Annotated in this window: 19 protein-coding genes; 8 read left to right on the forward strand and 11 right to left on the reverse strand. The window is 60.9% G+C overall.

The window, feature by feature from the left end; genetic code table 11:
* Window positions 1-82: 82 nt before the first annotated feature.
* Both AC3A6B_RS19630 and AC3A6B_RS19635 read right to left on the reverse strand, forming a co-directional pair.
* A complete protein-coding gene (locus tag AC3A6B_RS19630) occupies window positions 83-1,384 on the reverse strand; it encodes a hypothetical protein (protein WP_487838334.1) in 1,302 nt (433 codons plus the stop codon).
* A 196-nt stretch (window positions 1,385-1,580) separates the two neighbouring features.
* Entirely contained in the window at window positions 1,581-3,797 is a 2,217-nt protein-coding gene (locus AC3A6B_RS19635) for a LamG-like jellyroll fold domain-containing protein (RefSeq protein WP_487838335.1), read from the reverse strand.
* Between the two features lie 390 nt (window positions 3,798-4,187).
* Here AC3A6B_RS19635 and AC3A6B_RS19640 point away from each other — a divergent pair, with 390 nt between their 5' ends.
* The 8 genes from AC3A6B_RS19640 to AC3A6B_RS19675 all read left to right on the forward strand — a co-directional run bounded on the left by AC3A6B_RS19640 (window position 4,188) and on the right by AC3A6B_RS19675 (window position 11,236).
* A complete protein-coding gene (locus tag AC3A6B_RS19640; RefSeq protein ID WP_487838336.1) occupies window positions 4,188-4,484 on the forward strand; it encodes an ankyrin repeat domain-containing protein in 297 nt (98 codons plus the stop codon).
* Between the two features lie 163 nt (window positions 4,485-4,647).
* Window positions 4,648-4,857, forward strand: a complete 210-nt coding sequence (locus AC3A6B_RS19645; protein ID WP_487838337.1) for a hypothetical protein — start codon at window positions 4,648-4,650, stop codon at window positions 4,855-4,857.
* Window positions 4,858-5,343: 486 nt separating this feature from the next.
* On the forward strand, window positions 5,344-5,508 hold the full coding sequence (locus AC3A6B_RS19650) for a hypothetical protein (protein ID WP_487838338.1): 165 nt from the start codon (window positions 5,344-5,346) through the stop codon (window positions 5,506-5,508).
* A gap of 210 nt (window positions 5,509-5,718) precedes the next feature.
* Window positions 5,719-6,036 (forward strand): toxin-antitoxin system YwqK family antitoxin, encoded by a 318-nt coding sequence (locus AC3A6B_RS19655; RefSeq protein ID WP_487838339.1) that lies wholly within the window; start codon window positions 5,719-5,721, stop codon window positions 6,034-6,036.
* Between the two features lie 328 nt (window positions 6,037-6,364).
* A complete protein-coding gene (locus tag AC3A6B_RS19660; RefSeq protein WP_487838340.1) occupies window positions 6,365-8,236 on the forward strand; it encodes a gamma-glutamyltransferase family protein in 1,872 nt (623 codons plus the stop codon).
* 1,441 nt (window positions 8,237-9,677) lie between these two features.
* Window positions 9,678-10,028 carry a hypothetical protein gene (locus tag AC3A6B_RS19665; protein ID WP_487838341.1) on the forward strand — a complete coding sequence of 117 codons (351 nt, stop codon included), beginning with the start codon at window positions 9,678-9,680 and terminating at the stop codon, window positions 10,026-10,028.
* A gap of 75 nt (window positions 10,029-10,103) precedes the next feature.
* Window positions 10,104-10,535, forward strand: coding sequence for a hypothetical protein (locus AC3A6B_RS19670; RefSeq protein ID WP_487838342.1), 432 nt, complete (start codon window positions 10,104-10,106; stop codon window positions 10,533-10,535).
* A 68-nt stretch (window positions 10,536-10,603) separates the two neighbouring features.
* A complete protein-coding gene (locus AC3A6B_RS19675) occupies window positions 10,604-11,236 on the forward strand; it encodes a hypothetical protein (RefSeq protein ID WP_487838343.1) in 633 nt (210 codons plus the stop codon).
* A 411-nt stretch (window positions 11,237-11,647) separates the two neighbouring features.
* Here AC3A6B_RS19675 and AC3A6B_RS19680 read toward each other — a convergent pair whose 3' ends face one another.
* The 9 genes from AC3A6B_RS19680 to AC3A6B_RS19720 all read right to left on the reverse strand — a co-directional run bounded on the left by AC3A6B_RS19680 (window position 11,648) and on the right by AC3A6B_RS19720 (window position 17,907).
* Window positions 11,648-12,070 (reverse strand): hypothetical protein, encoded by a 423-nt coding sequence (locus AC3A6B_RS19680; protein ID WP_487838344.1) that lies wholly within the window; start codon window positions 12,068-12,070, stop codon window positions 11,648-11,650.
* A gap of 605 nt (window positions 12,071-12,675) precedes the next feature.
* Complete coding sequence (locus tag AC3A6B_RS19685) at window positions 12,676-12,924, reverse strand: hypothetical protein (protein ID WP_487838345.1); 249 nt, start codon at window positions 12,922-12,924, stop codon at window positions 12,676-12,678.
* 270 nt (window positions 12,925-13,194) lie between these two features.
* The gene (locus AC3A6B_RS19690; protein WP_487838346.1) at window positions 13,195-13,530 is read right to left on the reverse strand and encodes a hypothetical protein; all 336 of its coding nucleotides are present in this window, start codon (window positions 13,528-13,530) and stop codon (window positions 13,195-13,197) included.
* A gap of 58 nt (window positions 13,531-13,588) precedes the next feature.
* On the reverse strand, window positions 13,589-13,807 hold the full coding sequence (locus tag AC3A6B_RS19695) for a hypothetical protein (RefSeq protein ID WP_487838347.1): 219 nt from the start codon (window positions 13,805-13,807) through the stop codon (window positions 13,589-13,591).
* Between the two features lie 402 nt (window positions 13,808-14,209).
* The gene (locus AC3A6B_RS19700) at window positions 14,210-14,572 is read right to left on the reverse strand and encodes a GCN5 family acetyltransferase (RefSeq protein WP_487838348.1); all 363 of its coding nucleotides are present in this window, start codon (window positions 14,570-14,572) and stop codon (window positions 14,210-14,212) included.
* 429 nt (window positions 14,573-15,001) lie between these two features.
* Window positions 15,002-15,448 (reverse strand): hypothetical protein, encoded by a 447-nt coding sequence (locus AC3A6B_RS19705; RefSeq protein WP_487838349.1) that lies wholly within the window; start codon window positions 15,446-15,448, stop codon window positions 15,002-15,004.
* Window positions 15,449-15,662: 214 nt separating this feature from the next.
* On the reverse strand, window positions 15,663-16,217 hold the full coding sequence (locus AC3A6B_RS19710; RefSeq protein WP_487838350.1) for a hypothetical protein: 555 nt from the start codon (window positions 16,215-16,217) through the stop codon (window positions 15,663-15,665).
* Between the two features lie 362 nt (window positions 16,218-16,579).
* Window positions 16,580-16,951 carry a VOC family protein gene (locus AC3A6B_RS19715; RefSeq protein ID WP_487838351.1) on the reverse strand — a complete coding sequence of 124 codons (372 nt, stop codon included), beginning with the start codon at window positions 16,949-16,951 and terminating at the stop codon, window positions 16,580-16,582.
* Between the two features lie 122 nt (window positions 16,952-17,073).
* Window positions 17,074-17,907, reverse strand: coding sequence for an HNH endonuclease (locus tag AC3A6B_RS19720; protein WP_487838352.1), 834 nt, complete (start codon window positions 17,905-17,907; stop codon window positions 17,074-17,076).
* Between the last annotated feature and the right edge of the window lie 385 nt (window positions 17,908-18,292).

Below are 18,292 nucleotides of genomic sequence, written 5' to 3' on the forward strand. Positions count from 1 at the left end.
GCAACTCAGCCTTCTCCGGGCTGTGGACCTACACCACGGAATGGGATGCGACCAGATCACGTCTGCCCTGCGGCAGAAACCGTTACTTCAAGGCCGTGCCGCCTCGCGCGAGGTACTGCCCTGAAAGGCGGGCGAACTGACCGCCATCCGTGGTGATCGAGGTCTGGTGGCTGCCGCCTGCGCTGAAGACGATCGCGAAGGTGTGGATGTCGCCGTACTCCTGGGTGTTGCGCAACATGTAGTCGACATGGTTGTCGCGGTAGTGCTGGTCGGTGCCGCCAGGCGTGTCGGACGGCACGCCCATCGGGGTCTGCCACCACAGGATCGGCAGGCCGTTGCCCAGGGCTGCGCGATAGTCCGAGATCTGCTTCTGGGACTCGTGGAAGTTCGGGCTGGTCCTATTGCTTGCGTCCCAATAGAACGGAGCGCTTCCGTTCTGGCATTCCGGGGGAGGCGATGCAACTTCCCTGCAGCCCGCATCGCGGTCGCTGGTCTGGGCGACGATGAAGTCTGCCTGGCTCGCTCCGACTGCGCGCATCTGGGCTGCGATGTCGATAGCGGTGCCGTTCCAGAAGGCGGGCGGGAACCCGAGCAGTGCCTTGGGTGCGATCTGCCTGCCCATCTGCACGAAACACTGGCCGAGGCCCGCGACAGTGTTCGGCAGTCCGCTGCATTCCGGCTGGGCGCTCACGGCGGCGGGCATTTTCGTCGGATCGCGATCAGGCGCTTGCGACGCAACGAATCCCCAGAAGTCCGGCTCCAGATTGACCAGAACGGGAGTGCCCAGGTCTGCGATGCGCTGGTACATCAGCCGAACCTGCGCCCAGTATTTGTTCATGAAGGTCGCGTCGCTGATGCCGCTCAGATTGCCCTCGCCATTCGCCGTCATCTGGTAGAGCGTGAACATGGGAATCGCACCGTAAGCCTGGATGGCTTGCGCGGTGAAGGTGAGGTATGCGCCGTCGGGATTGTTCCAGGTGGGCCAGGACCCCGGGCCGACACCAACCAGGTACTGCTCCACGATGTCGGGGTGAATGCCCTGGCTTTTCATCTGATCGATGGAAGTGGAGCCCAGTCCGATCAGTACCCGGGCGGGTTTGCCGAGCTTCCTGACAAGGGCGACCGTCGCCGTGGTGGGCGAAGTGCCGCCATCCGGATTGCCCGTATTGCCGCCACCAGTCGCCGAACCACCGCCACTCGGGCCGCCTTGACCGATGCCGCCGCGCCGGTCTTCATTGGATTGGCTGCCGCTGCCGATTTGGCTCGTCGGGGTGCCGATCAGCGCACCACCAGCCCCGCTACTGCCCCCACCGTCCCCGCCACAGCCGAAAAGCAGCAACGAGGTCAGCAGCGCGGGAGCGCATTGTTGAGAAAACATGTTCATGAGTGAGGTCTGGTAAGTAGGGGGAAAGACCGGCACGCCTGGGGAGCGCGCGCCGGATCAGTTCTGGGTTGTCGGTACCGACGGCTTCTACGACGGCCGCCGGCCCGCTCTTCGGCACTTGTCAGTGCCGTCGATGCTGGGACAGCAGCCCACGCTGCCGAGCCAAATCGAAAGCAGTGAAGCTGCCCGACGACGATCAGCGGGCAAGGTCCGCGATGAAGGCCGCGTCCTGCGCCCAGCTATAGATGCGCAGGTCCTGCATCCGGCCTTTGAAGAAAGGATCGCCACCGTACTGCGAGCGGCCCAGCCAGTTTCGCGTGGTGTGGCCGAGCTGGTAGGGCGTGATCCAGATCTCGTTCTGGCTGGCGACCGGCGAGCCGTCCACATAGAGCGTGCCCACGGTGCCGGACAGCGTGACGGCCACGTGCACCCAACGGCCGGTGGGCAGCGGGTCCGCGGACAAGGGTTGTTCGGGCCAGAACTGCTCGCGCGAGGCCATGAAGTGGAGCCGGTTGGGTCCAGCGTGGGGGGAAAGCGCGATGTATGCGACGTTGTCTGAGCCGAAATCGAAGATGCGTGTGTTGGCGGCGGTGGTTTCCGAATAAACCCACACCGCGACTGTGAAATCGCCCAGGGCCGACACCGCCCCGTCGGGCAGGACCACGTGACCGCTGCTGCCGTCGAGCAACACGGCACTGCCGCCCGCACGCCCTTCGCCCCAGCTCGTGCCGCCCATCAGCTTGCCGTGCCGACCGTGGCCACTGACATCACTGGCGTTGCCGTTCAGCGGCATGTGCAGCCACAACTCGCCGGGGACGGCTACGCGCACGGTTTCGGCACCGATGCGCTCGCCGAAGCCGGTGACGGCGCTGATCCGGTAGTACCAGGTGCCCTGCGCGGGAGCGTCGGTGTAGGTGCGGGGATCGCTGACTTGCGAGAGGGTCGTGAACGGGCCGTTGGGCGAACCCGCTCGCTGAACGAGGTAGTGGGTGGCGTCGGCGCTGCCCCACCACGACAGCAGGACCTTGCCGCCGCTGAGGAATGCGCTCAGGCCGCTGGGTTTCGCGGGCGGGGCCGGATCGCGCGCAAAGAGCAGCGTGCCCAGGCCGGGGCCGTCGCCGGTCCCATCCCCGCGCTCGGGGCGCACCTGCTCGACCATCGCCTTGGTCCACGGTGCCGACAGGCCCTTGCGGTTGACGTAGTGGTTGTAGATCAGTTCCCAGCAGGGACGGCGACTTCCGGTCCCGGCCGCCGCGGTGCCTGTGCCGTGGACGCCGGTGTACGGGGTGAACGGCATCGCGTACGGGTTGCCGTTGGGGTCGCTGAGGTTCGTCTTGGCGACGTACTCGGCGCCGGCCAGCAGGCGGTTGTTCCAATAGCCGTAGAGGTCCTCCCCCTGGTTCCACGCCATTTCGCATAGCGCGCCGGCCAGGGCGATGCCCAGGGTCGAGTGGCCCTGGTCGCGGTGGCTTTCCTGCCATTGGCCCAGGTAGCCGGGGTGCACGAAATAGACGTTGTGGGCCCCTGCGCCGTTGCCCCGCCCGGACTTGTAGTAGCTGACCGCTTCAGCGATCAGGTCGGGCCGGTCGCAGAACACCCCGATAGCGTAGACCGAGCAGATGTTGCACAGATCCCAGTTGGCCCAGTAGTGGGTGACCTTTCTGATCTCGGTGCCATTGTGATCGACCAGAAAGTCGTGGCACAACGGATAGAACACGTTCAGCAGCATGGCCTGGAAGCGTGCAGCGTCCTCCTTCGCCCAGCCGGGATAGGTGCGCATCAGTTCGGCGGCATTGGCCCATTGGTAGCCGTACAGGCCCGAGGCGAGGAAGACGTTCGAATTGCCGCCCAGCTTGGTCAACTTTGACGACCAGGCGTTGAGAAACTCCACCGCCTTCTTGGCGTAGTCTTCGTCGCCGGAGATCTTCCAGCGCAGCGCGAGTTGATGGGCGCGCTGCATGTCGATGAACATCTGACCGAAGTTCTCGCCGGCGACGCCGCGGACCACGGTTTCCAGGGGACGTGGCGACGCGCCGAGGTGCGAGCGGCCGCTGCCGAGCAGCGCGCCCCAGCCGTTGACCCATGGCTGTTCGCTGGCGGCGAGCTTGTCCCGGATGCGTTTCAGATCGGCCTCGGTGTGCAGCAGCCCTGGGTGTTGGACGCTCTGCGAGGCGGCGGGGGCTTGGCCTTCCGAGGGCTGTGCGCCGGGCATGGTGGTCTCGGTGCCGTTCCTCGTATCGGCGAGGGCGTCGCCGCCAACATTGTTCATCGCATTTACATGGTCGACATCGCTGCCACCGCAGCCGGGCAGTAGCGGCAGCATGGGCAGCAGGCCAAGCCCCACTGACAGTCTGCGGCGTGCGGCATCCGGCGGGACGTGCGTAACGTCGCGTTGGGTTTTGCTGTTGGACATACTGACCTCCTCAGGTTGCGGGCGCGACTGTAGGTACAAGTCCTGACCGATTTCTGACGGAAGCATCCAGGTATACGGTGCGCATGGCCACGGCCGACGCTGAGATGCAAGCAGCGCGCGCTCACCAAGGACCCGCTGCAGGCAGTGCCGAAGGCAGCCAATTTGAAGGGCTGCTATAGAGCGAGACGCATGTCGCCTTCGAGACCAAAGCTCCGAAGACCGCAACAGGCGACAGCGGGCCACAACCGGATACTCGCAGCTCCAGCAGATCTCATCACAGGCCCCCTCGCTCGTAGCGAGGTCAGTCGTGGACCTGTCCATCGAATGAAGTTCACTTCGAAGCCTCCATGCTGCGCTCGACCAGGTCGCGCGAGAGAAGTGCAACCTCGCATGTGCCGAGGCGCCGTCAAGGGACGACGTGTTCGCCCGACAGATGCGATCGACCCGCTGACCTACTTCGATTCGAACGGGGACTCACTTCTGCATATTGCGGCACAGCGGGGCGATGCGAGCGCAGTAGCAATGTTGCTTAAGGGACGAATGGACGTGAACCGCCTGGGTGATAGGGGGTGCACTGCTCTTCATCTCGCCACAAGCAAAGAAGTAGTCCATTTGCTGCTGGCTAACGGTGCGGACCCAAACCTGCGCGATGAGTTTGGTAGGCTCGCCGGCGGCGCAACCAGTTGAAGGGCCAACGTCCGCCGTGGACCGAAGCACCGGAGCCGCGGCCGGCTGCAGTCGGCCCAACTGCGGACCTTCGTAATGGTCGTGCAGTTCTCGAACAGCCTAGAGTCGGCGGCCTCCTCGCGGGCTACAGTTCCGCCCAGAAGCAGACCTTGAAACGTAATTCGTGAGCCTCGATTTCATCCTCGTCAAGTCGCACGGGCATCCCCTCAAGATGTCGGAAATCGCGGAAGACACCGCGTTCAAGCGCTCCAACTACGCCGAACTGGCCGAAAGGCTTTCGGGCCTGTCATGCCGACCATCCTCGCCACGCTCGAGGCTATCGGACGCGCTCGTCGAAAACAAAGGAGACGTCACGACTTGGCAGGGCATGTGAGTGGGATTGGCGTTGCCGAATCTTGCACATAGTCGGAGGGTTCGGCACCGTTCGCGATCTGGCCGGACAGCGCCGAGTACCAGCGATTGCCCCGGAATGGTTACTTGCCGCCGTAGCTCTCTCCATATGAGGGCAATTGACCAGCCCTGTTCTGTCTCGCCACGTGGGCGAGGCTCGCCTTGCGTCCTGCCGAACGCTCTGCCCGCGACAGCCTAGTCGTCGCTACCGGCGTCGGGTTTCCCTCGCCGGGTCTGAATGCCTTCGCGGCCGCGGCACCTTCAGCCCTGCGCGCCGGCCTGGCCTGGGCGCGCTCGGCCTTGGAGACGCGAGGCCTGGCAGCGGGCCTTGGATTTCCCTCACCCGGCGTGAATGCCCGCGAGGCTTCCCTCGCCTCGGCCTTCCGCTCTGCGCGATCAGCAGCTACCTCGGCGGGCGATTGAGCCAATGCCGAAGACACCATCAGCTGGGTTGAAAGGAGGAGGGCAGATGCATGGCCTGCCGCTGCTCATCGGGCTATGGCCGCTCAGCCATCCAGCGGAGCTCGCGGCCGAAGTAGTCGGCCGCCCAGAACTGGCGGCCTTGCGCTACCGCTTTCAGCGCGACCTGGAAGAGGGAATGCTGATGCTCTTGCGCAGCCTGCCGAGCGAGTAGTTGACGCGAACGGCCTCCGATGACTTCGACCATCCGCTCGTCCCGGCTGGTCACCAGCTGACAAGGCATGTCCTCTATCGCTTGTCTGAAGAGGCATGGCTAAGGACGCGCAGGCTGCCGCTTCAGCTGGCTAAGGCTAGGCTGGGACGGCAGAATGCGGCCAGGACCGGACATTCCCGACCGCCCGCTAATTCCCGTCGACGCCCAAGCATGACCATCGAAGCTGACCTCAACATCGCCGAGATTCTCTACGAGTCAGGAGCCATCAAGTTCCGCTATGCGAGGGTGATGGCACCCGACAAGACCCGGTGGATTCGGCACGGCCTCTTCGTTGCTTACCACGAGCATGGCACGGTGGCCTCAGAAGGGCAGTACGTCGACGGCAAGGAGGACGGGCTTTGGCGCGACTTCCATCCAGAGGGCCAGCCTGCAGCCGAGGGCCGGTATCGCGGGGGCCAGGAGGTCGGAGTTTGGCGATTCTGGAAGCCCAACGGAACCGAAGAGCCGAGCACGAACTACGATGACTGACGGCCAGAACCAGCCACTCGGAGGCGAAATTCGCGTTAAAGGCCGCCGTTCGCGGCGGCGGAGGTGACGAACCTACTTGGCTCGTCCAGTCGTCGGGACCTACTACGAGCCAGACGTCCTTGGTCTTGGGCCGCTGGGTCTCCGTCCTCGCCGCCGCTATCCCCCTCTTCCCGGCGCGGGGCGACCAATGCGGAGGTGCGCATCGCATCGGATCGACGGCTCGCTTGGCAAACGCGCGCTCTGTAGACATCATGCAGGCAAGCACGGAATGCAGTCCGTGTGCCGGCACTGTGGAACGGACCGTAACCAAGTTGAACAAGGAGATGGCATGAGCAAGTCTCTTCGCTATGCGATCGGCGCCACGTCCATCGCACTGCTGTCCGCCTGCGCGCAGCTGCAGCCTCAGGGCTTCAGTTATGTCGCTCCGATCTTGCCTGAAGGCGCCTCGGGCTATCAGGTCAAGCCTGGTTGGGCGACAACGAAGTTCTCGGTTGCCGCCGCGAACCCGCTGGCTACTGACGCCGGCTATCAGGTGCTGAAGGCCGGCGGCTCGGCCGTCGATGCCGCGATCGCGGTGCAGATGGTGCTGGGCCTCGTCGAGCCGCAGTCGAGCGGAATCGGAGGCGGCGCCTTCCTCCTTCACTACAGCGGCGGGTCCGTCGAGGCCTTCGACGGCCGCGAAACCGCGCCCGCGGCGGCCGACGAGAAACTGTTCCTCGATGCGGCTGGGAAGCCGATTGTCTTCTCCGACGCGGTCGTCGGCGGCCGCTCTGTCGGAACGCCGGGAGCCGTTCGAATGCTCGAACTGGCTCATAAGCAGCATGGCAAGGTGGCCTGGGCCCAGTTGTTCGGCCCCGCGATCAAGCTCGCCGAAGACGGCTTCGCGGTCAGCCCTCGGCTGGCGACACAACTCAAGGGCGAGCAGCACCTTCGCAAGGACCCTACGGCAGCAGCCTTCTACTATCCGAATGGACAGCCCTTGGAGGCGGGTGCGATTCTCAGGAACCCCGCCTATGCTGAGATCCTGCGCAAGATTGCCCGCGAAGGATCCCGAGGGTTGCTGGAAGGGCGTGTGGCGCAAGCCATCGTCGATAAAGTGAACCGCCATCCGACGAATCCCGGCAAGCTGGCCGTTTCCGATCTCTCCCGCTATGAGGCGAAGAAGCGCGAGCCGATCTGCAGCGACTATGCGGCTCGCACGACCACCGGTGCCGTCCATGCCTACCGCCTCTGCGGCATGCCTCCGCCCAGCTCTGGAGCGATCACCGTGACACAGATTCTTGGCATGTTGGCCCACACCGAGGCTCACACCCTCCCGCTGGTCGCCGGTGCCGATCCAAGCAAGGGGCCGACGCCGAATGCCGATTACCTGCACCTGTACACGGAAGCATCGCGCCTGGCGTTCGCTGATCGGGCGCAATACCTCGGCGACCCCGACTTTGTGCAAGCGCCGGGCGGGAACTGGTCCAGCCTCATCGCGCCGGCGTATCTGGCCGAGCGCGCAAAGTTGATTGCGACATCAGCTGGTGCGCCCAGCATGAAGACCGCGAAACCCGGCGATCCCGGTGCGATCTCGGTCTCGTATGGACCCATGCCGGAGCAGGTCGAGTACGGCACTTCGCACATCAGCATCGTCGACGCTGCCGGCAATGCTGTCGCGATGACGACCACCATCGAGGATGTGTTCGGGGCACGCCTGCTCACAGACGGCGGCTCAGGCAAGGCCGGAGGATTCTTGCTCAACAACGAGCTGACCGACTTCAGCTTCGCGCCCGCCGACGCTGAGGGACGCCCCATCGCCAACCGTGTTCAGCCACTGAAGCGGCCGCGCTCGTCAATGGCGCCAACGCTGGTGTTCGAGCGCGCACCCGATGGCGGCAATGGACGGCTGGTAGCCAGTGCCGGGAGTCCTGGCGGCGCGATGATCATTCACTTCACGGCGAAGGCCTTGTACGGCATGTTGAATTGGGGCTTGAACGCTCAGCAGGCCATCGATCTGCCGAACTTTGGGTCACTCAACGGCCCGAGCCTGCTGGAGAAGGACCGCTTTGCACCGGTCACGGTCGAGGCGCTGCGAGCGCGCGGCGCGGAGGTGCGCGAAATGGAGATCACGAGCGGCCTGCAGGCGATACAGAAGACACCGACGGGCTTCTTCGGGGGGGCCGACCCGCGCCGCGAAGGCGTTGTTCGCGGAGACTGATTTCCTATGCCGTCGGGCGGATTGCTTTTCGCAGCGTGGGCGTCAAAAATGCCGTTTGGATGGAGTGCGACTCATGCTCTATCGAATGGCAAGCAGATTGCTGGTGTTTGCGCTCGGCTATTTGCCGTTTGCAACTGCAGTAGGCCAACGAGCGACGGCCAAGGCATGCGCGTGGGTGAGTGGCAGTCAGCCGCTATCGACTCAATGTGAAACGCATTCTTCTTCGAGCAACGCAGCGGCTGATGCGTCCAGGTCCGATTCAAAGTCACATTCTCCGTTTGATCCAAGACGGGAGCATTACGCAGATGCCACGGGTCAGGCGCATGCTCAATTCGGTGGTGTTCATGTTCATGCTTTTGGGTCGTCGGAGGGCAGTTTCCGCGCGACGGCAAGTGCTGACGCCACAACCAGCGATCAAGTTGCATTCACCCCGATCCACAAGTCTCGAGAGGTGATGAGAAACCGAGCAGCCCATTCCCTCATGCTGGTGGTGTATGGCGGGAAGTGCAATGGCACTCAGGGTACTGCAGATGGCACGCTTCGCTCAACTTGCTCTGGTCGACTATCACTCAGCGGGATGGCCGAACCGATCGACCTGCAGATCCCAGGAATTTATTGGAGGACACTTCCTATAAAGATCGGGCACTCATACCCGGTGACCTTGCTAGCAACGGTGGAAGGAACCGCCTATCGAGGCGCCTTCAACGGGAACTTTTCCGCCGCTGGGCGCGTTTACTTTATTCCTCCCAAGGGCCATAGGGTGAAGAGCGCAAACGGCTGGGACTATGTCCCACCACGGGAGATAACAGACAAGTGCCCACCACCTTTTAATAGAGGCGCAAAGGTGTGCAGGAACTGAGACTCATTGGTCGCGGCGAACGAAGGCCCGTTCGCCAACTGACAATGGCTGCCCTTCGTGATCGCCGACCTCGGGCATGGCAGTACCTAAGCGATGCTGCCTGGTTGAAAGCCCGAAAGCCCGCTCGGACTGAGGGAGGAACGTCCGCTTCAGAGAGGAGCGAATGTCTGGACTGGGCGCCGGCGCAGGTGTGGCAGGATGCGGCCAGAAGCAGCCGGTCGGCCCTGCTGCAGAATTCGCGGCATAGCAGACGTTCGCGGCGCACGCACAACGATTCGGTTTCGGGATTGAGGTCGCTTACCCTGAAGCGCGTGCACACAAACCGGCGGCCATGAACAATCGGCCAAGACCAGACGTTCAAGCCTCGGCCCCGACGAACAGATACTCAGGCCTTCCTGGACACCCGACATGACGACAAGAGCTGAACTAAAGAGGCATGCGAGACCTGTGTTCACCCCCGAGATGCGGAATCGCGGTTTCACGCTAACGCCAAAGGGGTTTGCCTACATGCGAAGTTTCGGCGAGGTATGGCACTTTGTGATTCCAGGATTCTCCGCGGGGAACCAGTCTATGAATTGGTCCGTGTCCGCCTGGGTTCCAGAGTTCGCCTTGCAGCCCTATGACATGGCCAACCTTCCGGACGAGTTGAACATTTTTGCCGGAGGACGCCTAGGGAAAGCTGGGCCGACGTCTACTGGTTACGACCTCTGGCCTTCGAGTAGTGCAGAAGAATGCTCGACCTCGCTCGCGTACGTGCTGCAGCGGCTGGACGCCGTTGGAATTCCGTGGCTTGATGGCATCTCCACACGCCATGACCTAGTGCGTCACATCAACCCAACAAGCGAATTCGACCGTTTCGGCAACAGAACTGCTGACAAGGTTTTCGGCCGCGGCTTGCTGTTTCGCGGCCAAGTACATCCAATCGGCTCCTGATGTGAAAAGCCCGGACGCGGCCAGGAGCGGCCGTTCGGCCTCATCGCAGAATTCGCATCCATGAACGGACATTCGATGCCCAACATTTCCGTGAACTCCAAAGTGCTCGCGCTTGATAGAGTCTCATGGTCGGAGACGTCCCTCAGTACAAGGCGAGGGGCAAGCCGCCCCCACATCTACCGCTTGCAGGTCGAACTCGGCAAGTTGGCAGCTCTAATGGCTCCATGGTATGACTTCCTCGTGGACGAGTTGAGGCGGGACGACATGCTCACAGGCGAACGTGACTGGTTTGCGCAGGCTGGCTATCCAGAGTTGCCGAGCTTGCTGAAGATGCCAGAACTCCTTTCACGTGTGCTCGAAACCTACTATGTCTCCGAACTGTTCAGCTCTAGGCCGCCGAAGGCCGAGGCAGTCGGCATCGTGATTGACGGAGTAGATTCCATTCGCGTCCATGACCCGCTTGTTATCATCGAAGGACGCTGCTACAGCGTTCAGTTGGGGGCATAACAGGCCGACGTGCCTCAAGACAGAATTCGGCCACGACCGGACATTCAACAAAGCCAGCCTGCTACTCGATGACCGACAAGATGTTCCCAGCAGAAGAGATGATTCGCGGTGAGCACTTTGCCGATGTGACCATCGACGTCGGCCCTAAGCTGCCGGATGGGTTCCTGCGCTGCACGCTGGAGCGGTGCCACATCAAGCTGCATGGATTCACACCTTCTATCCGCCATTCCCGACTGACTGACTGCATCATCGAATGCACGAAGAAGATGACGGACAGGCGCCTACCGAAATTCTTCTCTTCGGACTACGTTCGCTGCAAGTTCATCGGCCGATTCGATGGTGTTGACTTCGGGCGCGATCCCAGCCCTTTTTCCGGAAAGCCCGACGAGTTCGGCGAGTTCTTTGACTGCGACTTCACGCAGAGCACATTGGACCTGTGCCGCTTCTTTAGCGTCGATGTAAGTCGGCAAAAGTTCGCGCCGTGGCCACAATTCATCGTCTTGGGTGGCAGGCGTGCAGCGAGTGTTGAACAAGACTACACATGGCCGGGAGAACTAGCGCGATTCGTTCGACTGGGAAAGACAGAGCACGCCGCGATAACCGCGGTTACGGGAACCGCCAATGACTTCATGAAGCGCTTTGCCGTGAACGAGCGCGAACTTCGGGATGCTCTGAACGTGATCGAAGGTCCTCTGTCGTAGGTGCTCTGTCGTAGGTGCTCTGTCGTAGGGGCTCTGTCGTAGGGGCTCTGTCGTAGGGGCTCTGAACGGCGGCTTTGGAGCGGACTGGATGACGGCTCAGGGCCCTATCCGGAAGTTCGCGATGCTCCGAAGCAGTCGCTCGTGTAGCTCTCCGATTGTCCAGCGGTGGCCGCCAGCGGCCCCGCCTCAGGTTACGTCCCGACTTGTAAGGCGCTAGCTCGTCTCCGACAGATGGTCTGGATTCCCACGAAGAAGAGGCCGATCGGCAAGCCGGTGCGAATGGCCATGCCCGCCCGATAGGTTGACGCGGCGTAGCGCGCCACTCAGCGGCTAGAAGGAAATCGGTTGCTAGCCCACGTGAATAATAAGCAAGACGCTGCAGTTTTTTTCGCGCAATGGGTTCGGTCTAATCTAGTTTGGATCGACTCGCGGATTCGACTCCAGCGACTGATTCACCGCCAACTCAAACTTCTCAATAGTTTCTGGCGATGCGGTAAAGGGGCTAAGTAAAACCCTGACATAGTCAGTCCGATCAGTATTTGAGAACGTAAGCCATTGCTTTTCTACGCTCGCGCCCCGGATCGCAGCAGCCCATTCATCACGTGACTCGTCAATCGCAAGCCTCCGCATCCAACTTTGGCGAGCAACTTCACCTTCCAGAGCAACTTCCTGCGCCATCAAAGTGGCGATCAGCCGTTGAAACATCCTAGCAACAATGGGGCTGTCAGATATCTCAAGGTCATCGGCCTCAGTACAGAACTTCGCTTCGCGAAAGACGCGATGCGCCACGCGAAGCTCTACGATGTCATCGACGACAAAAGAATTAGTGATCATTTGGTTTCGCCGTAAAAGTACCTTGCCGGCCGTCCCGAACTGAAGCGGCCGTCGAACGTCCGTTCCTGGCCGTTCTGAGCCGTGCACTACCGCCAGACAAATGGAAGGAGTCCAAGATACCACGGCCCCGGCAGCATCCAATGCCCACCCAGTGAACTCAGGCCGACGCTCAACAGGACCGCACTCAGCACGTGCCCGACATACATGAAGAGGGCAACCCGCATCGGCGTCGGTCCTTTGTAGACAAGCGGAACCGTTCCTCCGGCCCGCCCGAGGAAGACTTGCAATGCAACCACTAGCGCCGCAAGGAGGGACCCAGCCGAGACGCCCATCAAAGTGGCGCTCACAGCCAACATCGAAAGACCAATCAGACCTGGATTGCTTCCGGCCGGCTCCGTAGAGTGGAGGACAAACCACCACGCTAGGCCGGTAAGCACCACAGAGAGCAGCCACAGACGAGTCAATTTCTTGTCAGGGAGCCACTGTGAAATCATCCGTGAACCGGTCAAGCGCATCTCATCCCCTCTTGGTACGTCATTCTGGCCGGCAAGATGAATGTCGGGTTTTGGCCGACTGTTGTCTGTCGCCGCCTCGGCCATCGCTACCTAACCGCCGAACCAGAGGTAAATCGAACTACCGCGAGACTTTGCGATGGTCGCGAGGCTGCGCATCCGGTGTAGGCCTTCGACAAATTCTGAGTTTCGATCGGCCTGCTTCTCCAGCGCCTGCAGCCAACTCTCGACTACGCTTGGAATCTTCTCGGCAGGCAACTGCTCCAGCGCATTGACCAGCTCGGGCGGAAAGGCAAACAGAAACGTTGCTCCGCCTTCACCGCCCATTAGTTCCTTCGCCATCGCCCTGAGGATCGCGGCTTTCGTTCGCAGTCTCCCAAAGACCGTGGTCGAGTGTGAGTGAAAAACCAGCTCCCTAGGAGACGTTCATAGCGCAGTGCGTCGCGATGCGACGAAACAAAAATGTCGCCAAGCATTCAGCTCCCTCTTGATTTCCGATTCTGGCCGACTGTAGCCATGACTCAGGCTCTTGAAATGGCATCGCGGCACGAAAGCGGGAGCGTGTGACAAACGACCGCTCCTGGCCGCATTGTGCCTATTCTTCCTGAGGCTTCAGACGCCGTGCTGCCCAACCAGTGCGGCGGTAAGCACGATGAGTGCAACTACGAACAGCACGAAGAACGAGTACCAGCCTGCCCGAAGAGCAGAGCAATAGGCGATGAACGTCCGGTCATGCGTCACCAGGTACGCGCGTCGGTCCAGGAACTCGAAGAAACTTCGGCTTGAAGGCGTTCTGGCGAGCCACATCCAAGCTGCGGGTTGCCCCCAGCTGGCCCAGACCTCCGGGAACCGTCTGCGCAAGATGGACGCCATCGTGGTCGTTCCAATGCACAGGGAGACCCCCAGCACAAGAACCGCGTAGACAAGGAGTTGTGCGACGTAGTACATCAGGGGTTGAAGGCAATCAGACGCGAGAGATCGATGTCTGCAACTGGCCGCGTCCAGCCTAACCATACAAAATTACCGCGCCCGCAAAGTACGCCGCGATCAGCATTGCTGCAAGAATCTTTGCAGTATGCAGAAGCCTTTCAGGCGACAGCTTGCTCTTCATCGGATGTTCCTCAGGCAACACCTTTTTCAGCACCCAAGCACCCAAAAACAACAGGGCAAGTAGTGTCGCGGAAGCGATTAAGAAAAAGCCCTGGATGATGCTCTTGCCGCTCATTTCCATACTCAAGCAACCTTCCGCATTAAAGCTCGAATGTCTGGTCCTGGGCCGCATTCTGCCTGTCGGCTACGACTGCGACGACAAACGGCCTGCGCTATTTTGCGAAGAAGCGAACTGCCCCGTACGCGACGAGGCCGGCTAGAACGGCCATAAAAACCTTGAAAGGCCGGCTTGCAGGCTTGTGGGCGCCAGCGTCCTCAAGAAACTTTTGCCAAAGGCTGTCAGGAATTCTCATGAATGTGCTGGGTTTCATTGACCGGCCGGTGTTGGCCGACAACTGTAGCTGGCACGTGCCCGAAGCGGTCTTCTGACTTTCTTCGCCAGACCTTCAAAGCTGTGCCGCGAAACGCGTGTTTAGGCAGCGATCTGTCAGATCTCAGTAGGCCGCTGGCGAGGCGATCAGACCTGCCCACGAATGATCGCAAGCCGGTTCGGTGGTGCATCAGGAGCCAGAAAATCCGGAATCGTGCGCGGTGTCCGACGCGGGCGGGAAAGGTACTCAACATGCCATTCCGCGACTCGTCTCTTCTTGACGTGTCGGTACTCGCCGGGAGAGGGTTCGTCGATGTACTCCTCCTGCACGATCAGGGCAAGTGGCTTCTCCGCACCCACGGTGCTCTCGGCGAATCCTTGAGCCTCAACGAATGACGCAAACGAGTAGTAGTAGTCACTACCGTCCTCGAGATCCTCCGCGCCGCGCTCCGGATGGCACCAAACGCGATACTCCAGGACGGCGTCCCAAACGTAGCCACCGCCGGACATCGCCGAGGCCGGGTATGAGCCAACCAGTGCTGGGTCGAGGACGTCGGGATACGAGTGTGTCATTGGCAGTGAGTTGAAGCGTTTTCAGAAAGCCGAGAATCTTCTGGCGTAGCACATCGGTCCGCTTTTGGCCGCTCACGGCTGTTCGCCGCTCCAGGCTATGTTGTGATTGAAGCATGGAACGACGCCGAGCAGTTGTTCGGTGCGAAAGGCCGCGGCACTTTCCTTGTGCCTTCCGGTCAGCTCGAGCCGTCTTCGTGTATCAGTTTCCTGGGCACAGTGAGCTCAGCAGAGCAACGGCCGCTCTTCAGTTGTTGGGAGTCGAGTAGGCAAGGCTTCGCAGCCTGCGAAACATCGTCCTGCGGCAGCTGGTACGTGAATCCTCTTGCTTCAAGGTCTCTAACCGAAATCCACCGTCCCTCGCCAAACCTATTTGCTCACGAGCTTGTCCAGGTTGACGGCCTTGCTACTCGAGAGAAGCTTCTTGGCCTCTGATTCTTCGGCGACCCTGACCGCAGCACAACTCATGTTTGGACTCACGACGAAGTAGCTCGACGACGATTGCTTCGCAGTAAATCTAAGCGAATCTTCCTTCCACGTCGGGGTAAATCCGCCAAAGCATTTCACGCCGAGGTAGTGCTCCCCCGGCGTGACCGAAAACTCAGCGTGCTCGCCGGAGCCGATGCCGAAGATGTCTTTTCCATCCAAGGCAACGGTGTACCCGTTCGCTGCACCGACCATGCTGCTTACTCTGACGACCATCACCCTTGCGGCGGTTGAGCTGTCGGAGACCTCAGGAAGTGGGCCAAGCCGGCCGGAGGTGGTACCGCACGCCGCGAGTAGTGCGGTGGTTGTGAGCAGCAAAAGCGCTTTCATTCTGTCCTTATGGTTGTTGGCGCGCCGGCAGAAAGTGCCGAAACGCGTGCAAGATACAAAATGATACCCGGCGACGCAAGAGCATTCCCCCGTAGGACTCGCCGAGACGTCCGATTATTCGGTGCGTCATGCGACCGACCGCTCGTGGCCGACTGCCGACGTACGAAGCAAGCGCTCCACCGAAATATCGGCATTTTCCGAGTCTTGGTGCGGCTCACTCCACTCCGCAGACAACCGCACGTCCCCGGAGTTCGGGCTGAAACTGCTCGAAGGGGGTCAACTCATCATTCGAGCGTATCTCAATGCGACAGGAATTGCCGTCTTTCACGAACCGTACTGCGTAAGACTGCCGTGCTTTGGGAACAAACCGTACAAACTTCGGTCCGCAACTCGAAATGAACTTGTCGTATTGGGCCAGGACCGTCGTGGCAGAAAGCCGAATCTCTTCGTCCACTTTTGCCCTGAAGATAACCTCGTTGTTGGGTTTTTCTGGATCCCCGAAGGATCTTCTCGTCAGGTCGCGGCGATCGAACCCCGGCTGCTTGGTGTATCCAATCGGCTGAATCTGGCAAAGGTCGGCTTCGACTTTGACCACCCTGCCGACCGAAGTCCAGGTGGGAAACTCGGAGGTGAACGTGATCGTTGAACCTTCCACCGAGGGCGCGAGACTATACGGGGCGGGCATTTGGTAGGTCGTGCATCCCGCGAAGATAAGGACGCCGGAGGTCATCAATGCGAGACGGAATTTGCGAACGAGGCTATCGAGCATTGGACGTTGAAAGACAGTGAGGAAAGGTGACTCGATTCAGCGCCTTCGTGGCGCTTCGCATCGATGAAAGTCTCCACGCCCGGAGTTGTGTACAACCGAGTTTCTCAAGTTTACGTCACGGCACTGCCAGTGCACTGACAGGGTGAACCTGGAGGACCGTGAGGTAGTTCCGCTTTTGGTCGAGACCCAGCGAGGGTCACAGAACCCCGATGCTCTTCAGCTGGCGTCCAATTCTTCCGGCTTGGCGGTTAGGTGACCACGCGTTTCGACTTCGGTCTTGCACTCCATGCCACTTTTCATCCAGTTTGTGCTCCTGCGCTGAACGTCGGGTTCTGGCCGGCAGCCGCCGATGCTGCTTCAGCTCAATCGGCGCCAGAAACATCCTCTCCAAACATCATGCAGTGACCGTCGACGGTCTCAATTCCGAACTCCCGCATGCCCCAGGGCTCCGTGCGAAGCGCCTTGACCATCTGGGCACCCCGCGCAGCCAGATCCATGTGCAAGCCCGTGACATCGTCGACCTCAAAGTAGGCCATGTACGAGTGCTCGCCCAGGTCCCGCGCGGGAGGTGTGTCCGGACACTCTCCCGCCATGATGGTGCAGGCATCGCGCCTGAACAGACGCCAGCCGGGCACTTCCTTCCACCCGATCGAGAACCCCAGCACGTCCCTGTAGTAATCGGCGGAACGTGCCAGGTTGCGCACCGCAATCACAAACCGAGGTTGTTTGAGCATGATGAATAGGACGAAGGATCGAATTCCGACAGGATTCTGCCCCAGCGGTGAAGGTCAGCTCCTGGCCGACAAGGGCATTCCACGTGAGCCATCGACCCGCACGTGATCTTCGCGAGTTGACGTCATCCGTCCAACCTGTCCTCGTGAAGTTCGCGATGACGCTCGAGATACGGCGCGAGCCCTGGGTAGAGATGGAAATTGCGAATGGCGTGGGTTCGGCTAATGCCAAGGCCGCCCTGAACGTCAAGCCTTTCGGCTCGCTTGGACAGGATAATCTTTCCCTTGGCGTCGAACCCAATGAAACCCAACTCGAACGCCTTGTCCAGACCAGGCGGCAGCAACAGGCCGTTGTCGGGACTCCATCGGTCTTTGGGCGTTGTGCATACGCTCCAAGGCACGATGTGCGAGGCGATCAGAAAGTCTGCATGGGCAAGTCCCGTGACAGAGCACCTTCCTCCCCACCGCGCCAGCAATCTTTGCCGGTAGCCTGACTGATTGATCCTGGACCTGACTAGGGCCAACTTTTCAGTTTTGGACAGGGTCATGGCGTCGATCTCTGCCACGAGTTTCTCATCGGCATCCCATTCCGGCGCCGCGTTATCGATGGTAGGTGACAATGATTGCGGCGGCAGTTCACCGTGGTGGCAACTCACTGAATACCTACAGAAGCTCTCGAAGAGAGTTCGCAGCGTGTTCAAGCCGGGCGAGCCCAATGTTGCAAGTTCCACGCTGTACCACACACCCGTTGCCCGGACGCCCTGCTCGTCCAATGAACGCTGGAAGGTTGACGATGGCTGCATTCCGTGCGAACGTGCCACATAGTTGCCATCGATGCCGAAGCGAGGACCGGCTGCGAATAGTTCGTAAACGGAGTCGTGCGCGTTTTCCACCCAGACGCGACAGATCACCTTTGTCCGAAGGTCGGATTTCTCCAGCTTGAAGCTGATGAGATGCACGCCAGGCAAGGGCCTACGAATCTCGACCCAGTATGCCCCCTCCTCGTCGTATGCGCGGCCCGAAGCCGTCGAAGTACCGAACAACGCGGCGAGCCCATCGGCAGCTGCTTGCCATTCTGAGAGTGAGCCCGGCGCCGTCACCCATTCCAGCCACGTCGGGCTCGACGCTGCGAGTTCCGCTCGAGAAGGGGCGATTACGCCCGCTGTCGACCGACGGAGCCGGGCTTGCCCTGTAGCCCAGTCGTAGGCGGCGAGAGTCCAGGGGACGGGATCCAGCGACCGCAGCTTCACTTCTGAAGACTTCTCATTGGGCTGCTGCCGGTTTCAAAGACACCTTGTTAAGGTGGAAGATGAAACCGGAGGTGGTTCATGGGAACGAGAAGGC

The organism is Variovorax sp. Soil_C_33 (assembly GCF_057656935.1).

Coding starts and splice junctions, on each gene's coding strand:
- AC3A6B_RS19685 (WP_487838345.1), bottom strand. CDS start 12,924: ATGGCGAAGGAACTAATGGGCGGTGAAGGCGGAGCAACGTTTCTGTTT.
- AC3A6B_RS19710 (WP_487838350.1), bottom strand. CDS start 16,217: ATGCTCGATAGCCTCGTTCGCAAATTCCGTCTCGCATTGATGACCTCC.
- AC3A6B_RS19635 (WP_487838335.1), bottom strand. CDS start 3,797: ATGTCCAACAGCAAAACCCAACGCGACGTTACGCACGTCCCGCCGGAT.
- AC3A6B_RS19715 (WP_487838351.1), bottom strand. CDS start 16,951: ATGCTCAAACAACCTCGGTTTGTGATTGCGGTGCGCAACCTGGCACGT.
- AC3A6B_RS19700 (WP_487838348.1), bottom strand. CDS start 14,572: ATGTCCGGCGGTGGCTACGTTTGGGACGCCGTCCTGGAGTATCGCGTT.
- AC3A6B_RS19695 (WP_487838347.1), bottom strand. CDS start 13,807: ATGAGCGGCAAGAGCATCATCCAGGGCTTTTTCTTAATCGCTTCCGCG.
- AC3A6B_RS19630 (WP_487838334.1), bottom strand. CDS start 1,384: ATGAACATGTTTTCTCAACAATGCGCTCCCGCGCTGCTGACCTCGTTG.
- AC3A6B_RS19650 (WP_487838338.1), top strand. CDS start 5,344: ATGCATGGCCTGCCGCTGCTCATCGGGCTATGGCCGCTCAGCCATCCA.
- AC3A6B_RS19640 (WP_487838336.1), top strand. CDS start 4,188: ATGTGCCGAGGCGCCGTCAAGGGACGACGTGTTCGCCCGACAGATGCG.
- AC3A6B_RS19670 (WP_487838342.1), top strand. CDS start 10,104: ATGCCCAACATTTCCGTGAACTCCAAAGTGCTCGCGCTTGATAGAGTC.
- AC3A6B_RS19660 (WP_487838340.1), top strand. CDS start 6,365: ATGAGCAAGTCTCTTCGCTATGCGATCGGCGCCACGTCCATCGCACTG.
- AC3A6B_RS19655 (WP_487838339.1), top strand. CDS start 5,719: ATGACCATCGAAGCTGACCTCAACATCGCCGAGATTCTCTACGAGTCA.
- AC3A6B_RS19675 (WP_487838343.1), top strand. CDS start 10,604: ATGACCGACAAGATGTTCCCAGCAGAAGAGATGATTCGCGGTGAGCAC.
- AC3A6B_RS19690 (WP_487838346.1), bottom strand. CDS start 13,530: ATGTACTACGTCGCACAACTCCTTGTCTACGCGGTTCTTGTGCTGGGG.
- AC3A6B_RS19680 (WP_487838344.1), bottom strand. CDS start 12,070: ATGATCACTAATTCTTTTGTCGTCGATGACATCGTAGAGCTTCGCGTG.
- AC3A6B_RS19705 (WP_487838349.1), bottom strand. CDS start 15,448: ATGAAAGCGCTTTTGCTGCTCACAACCACCGCACTACTCGCGGCGTGC.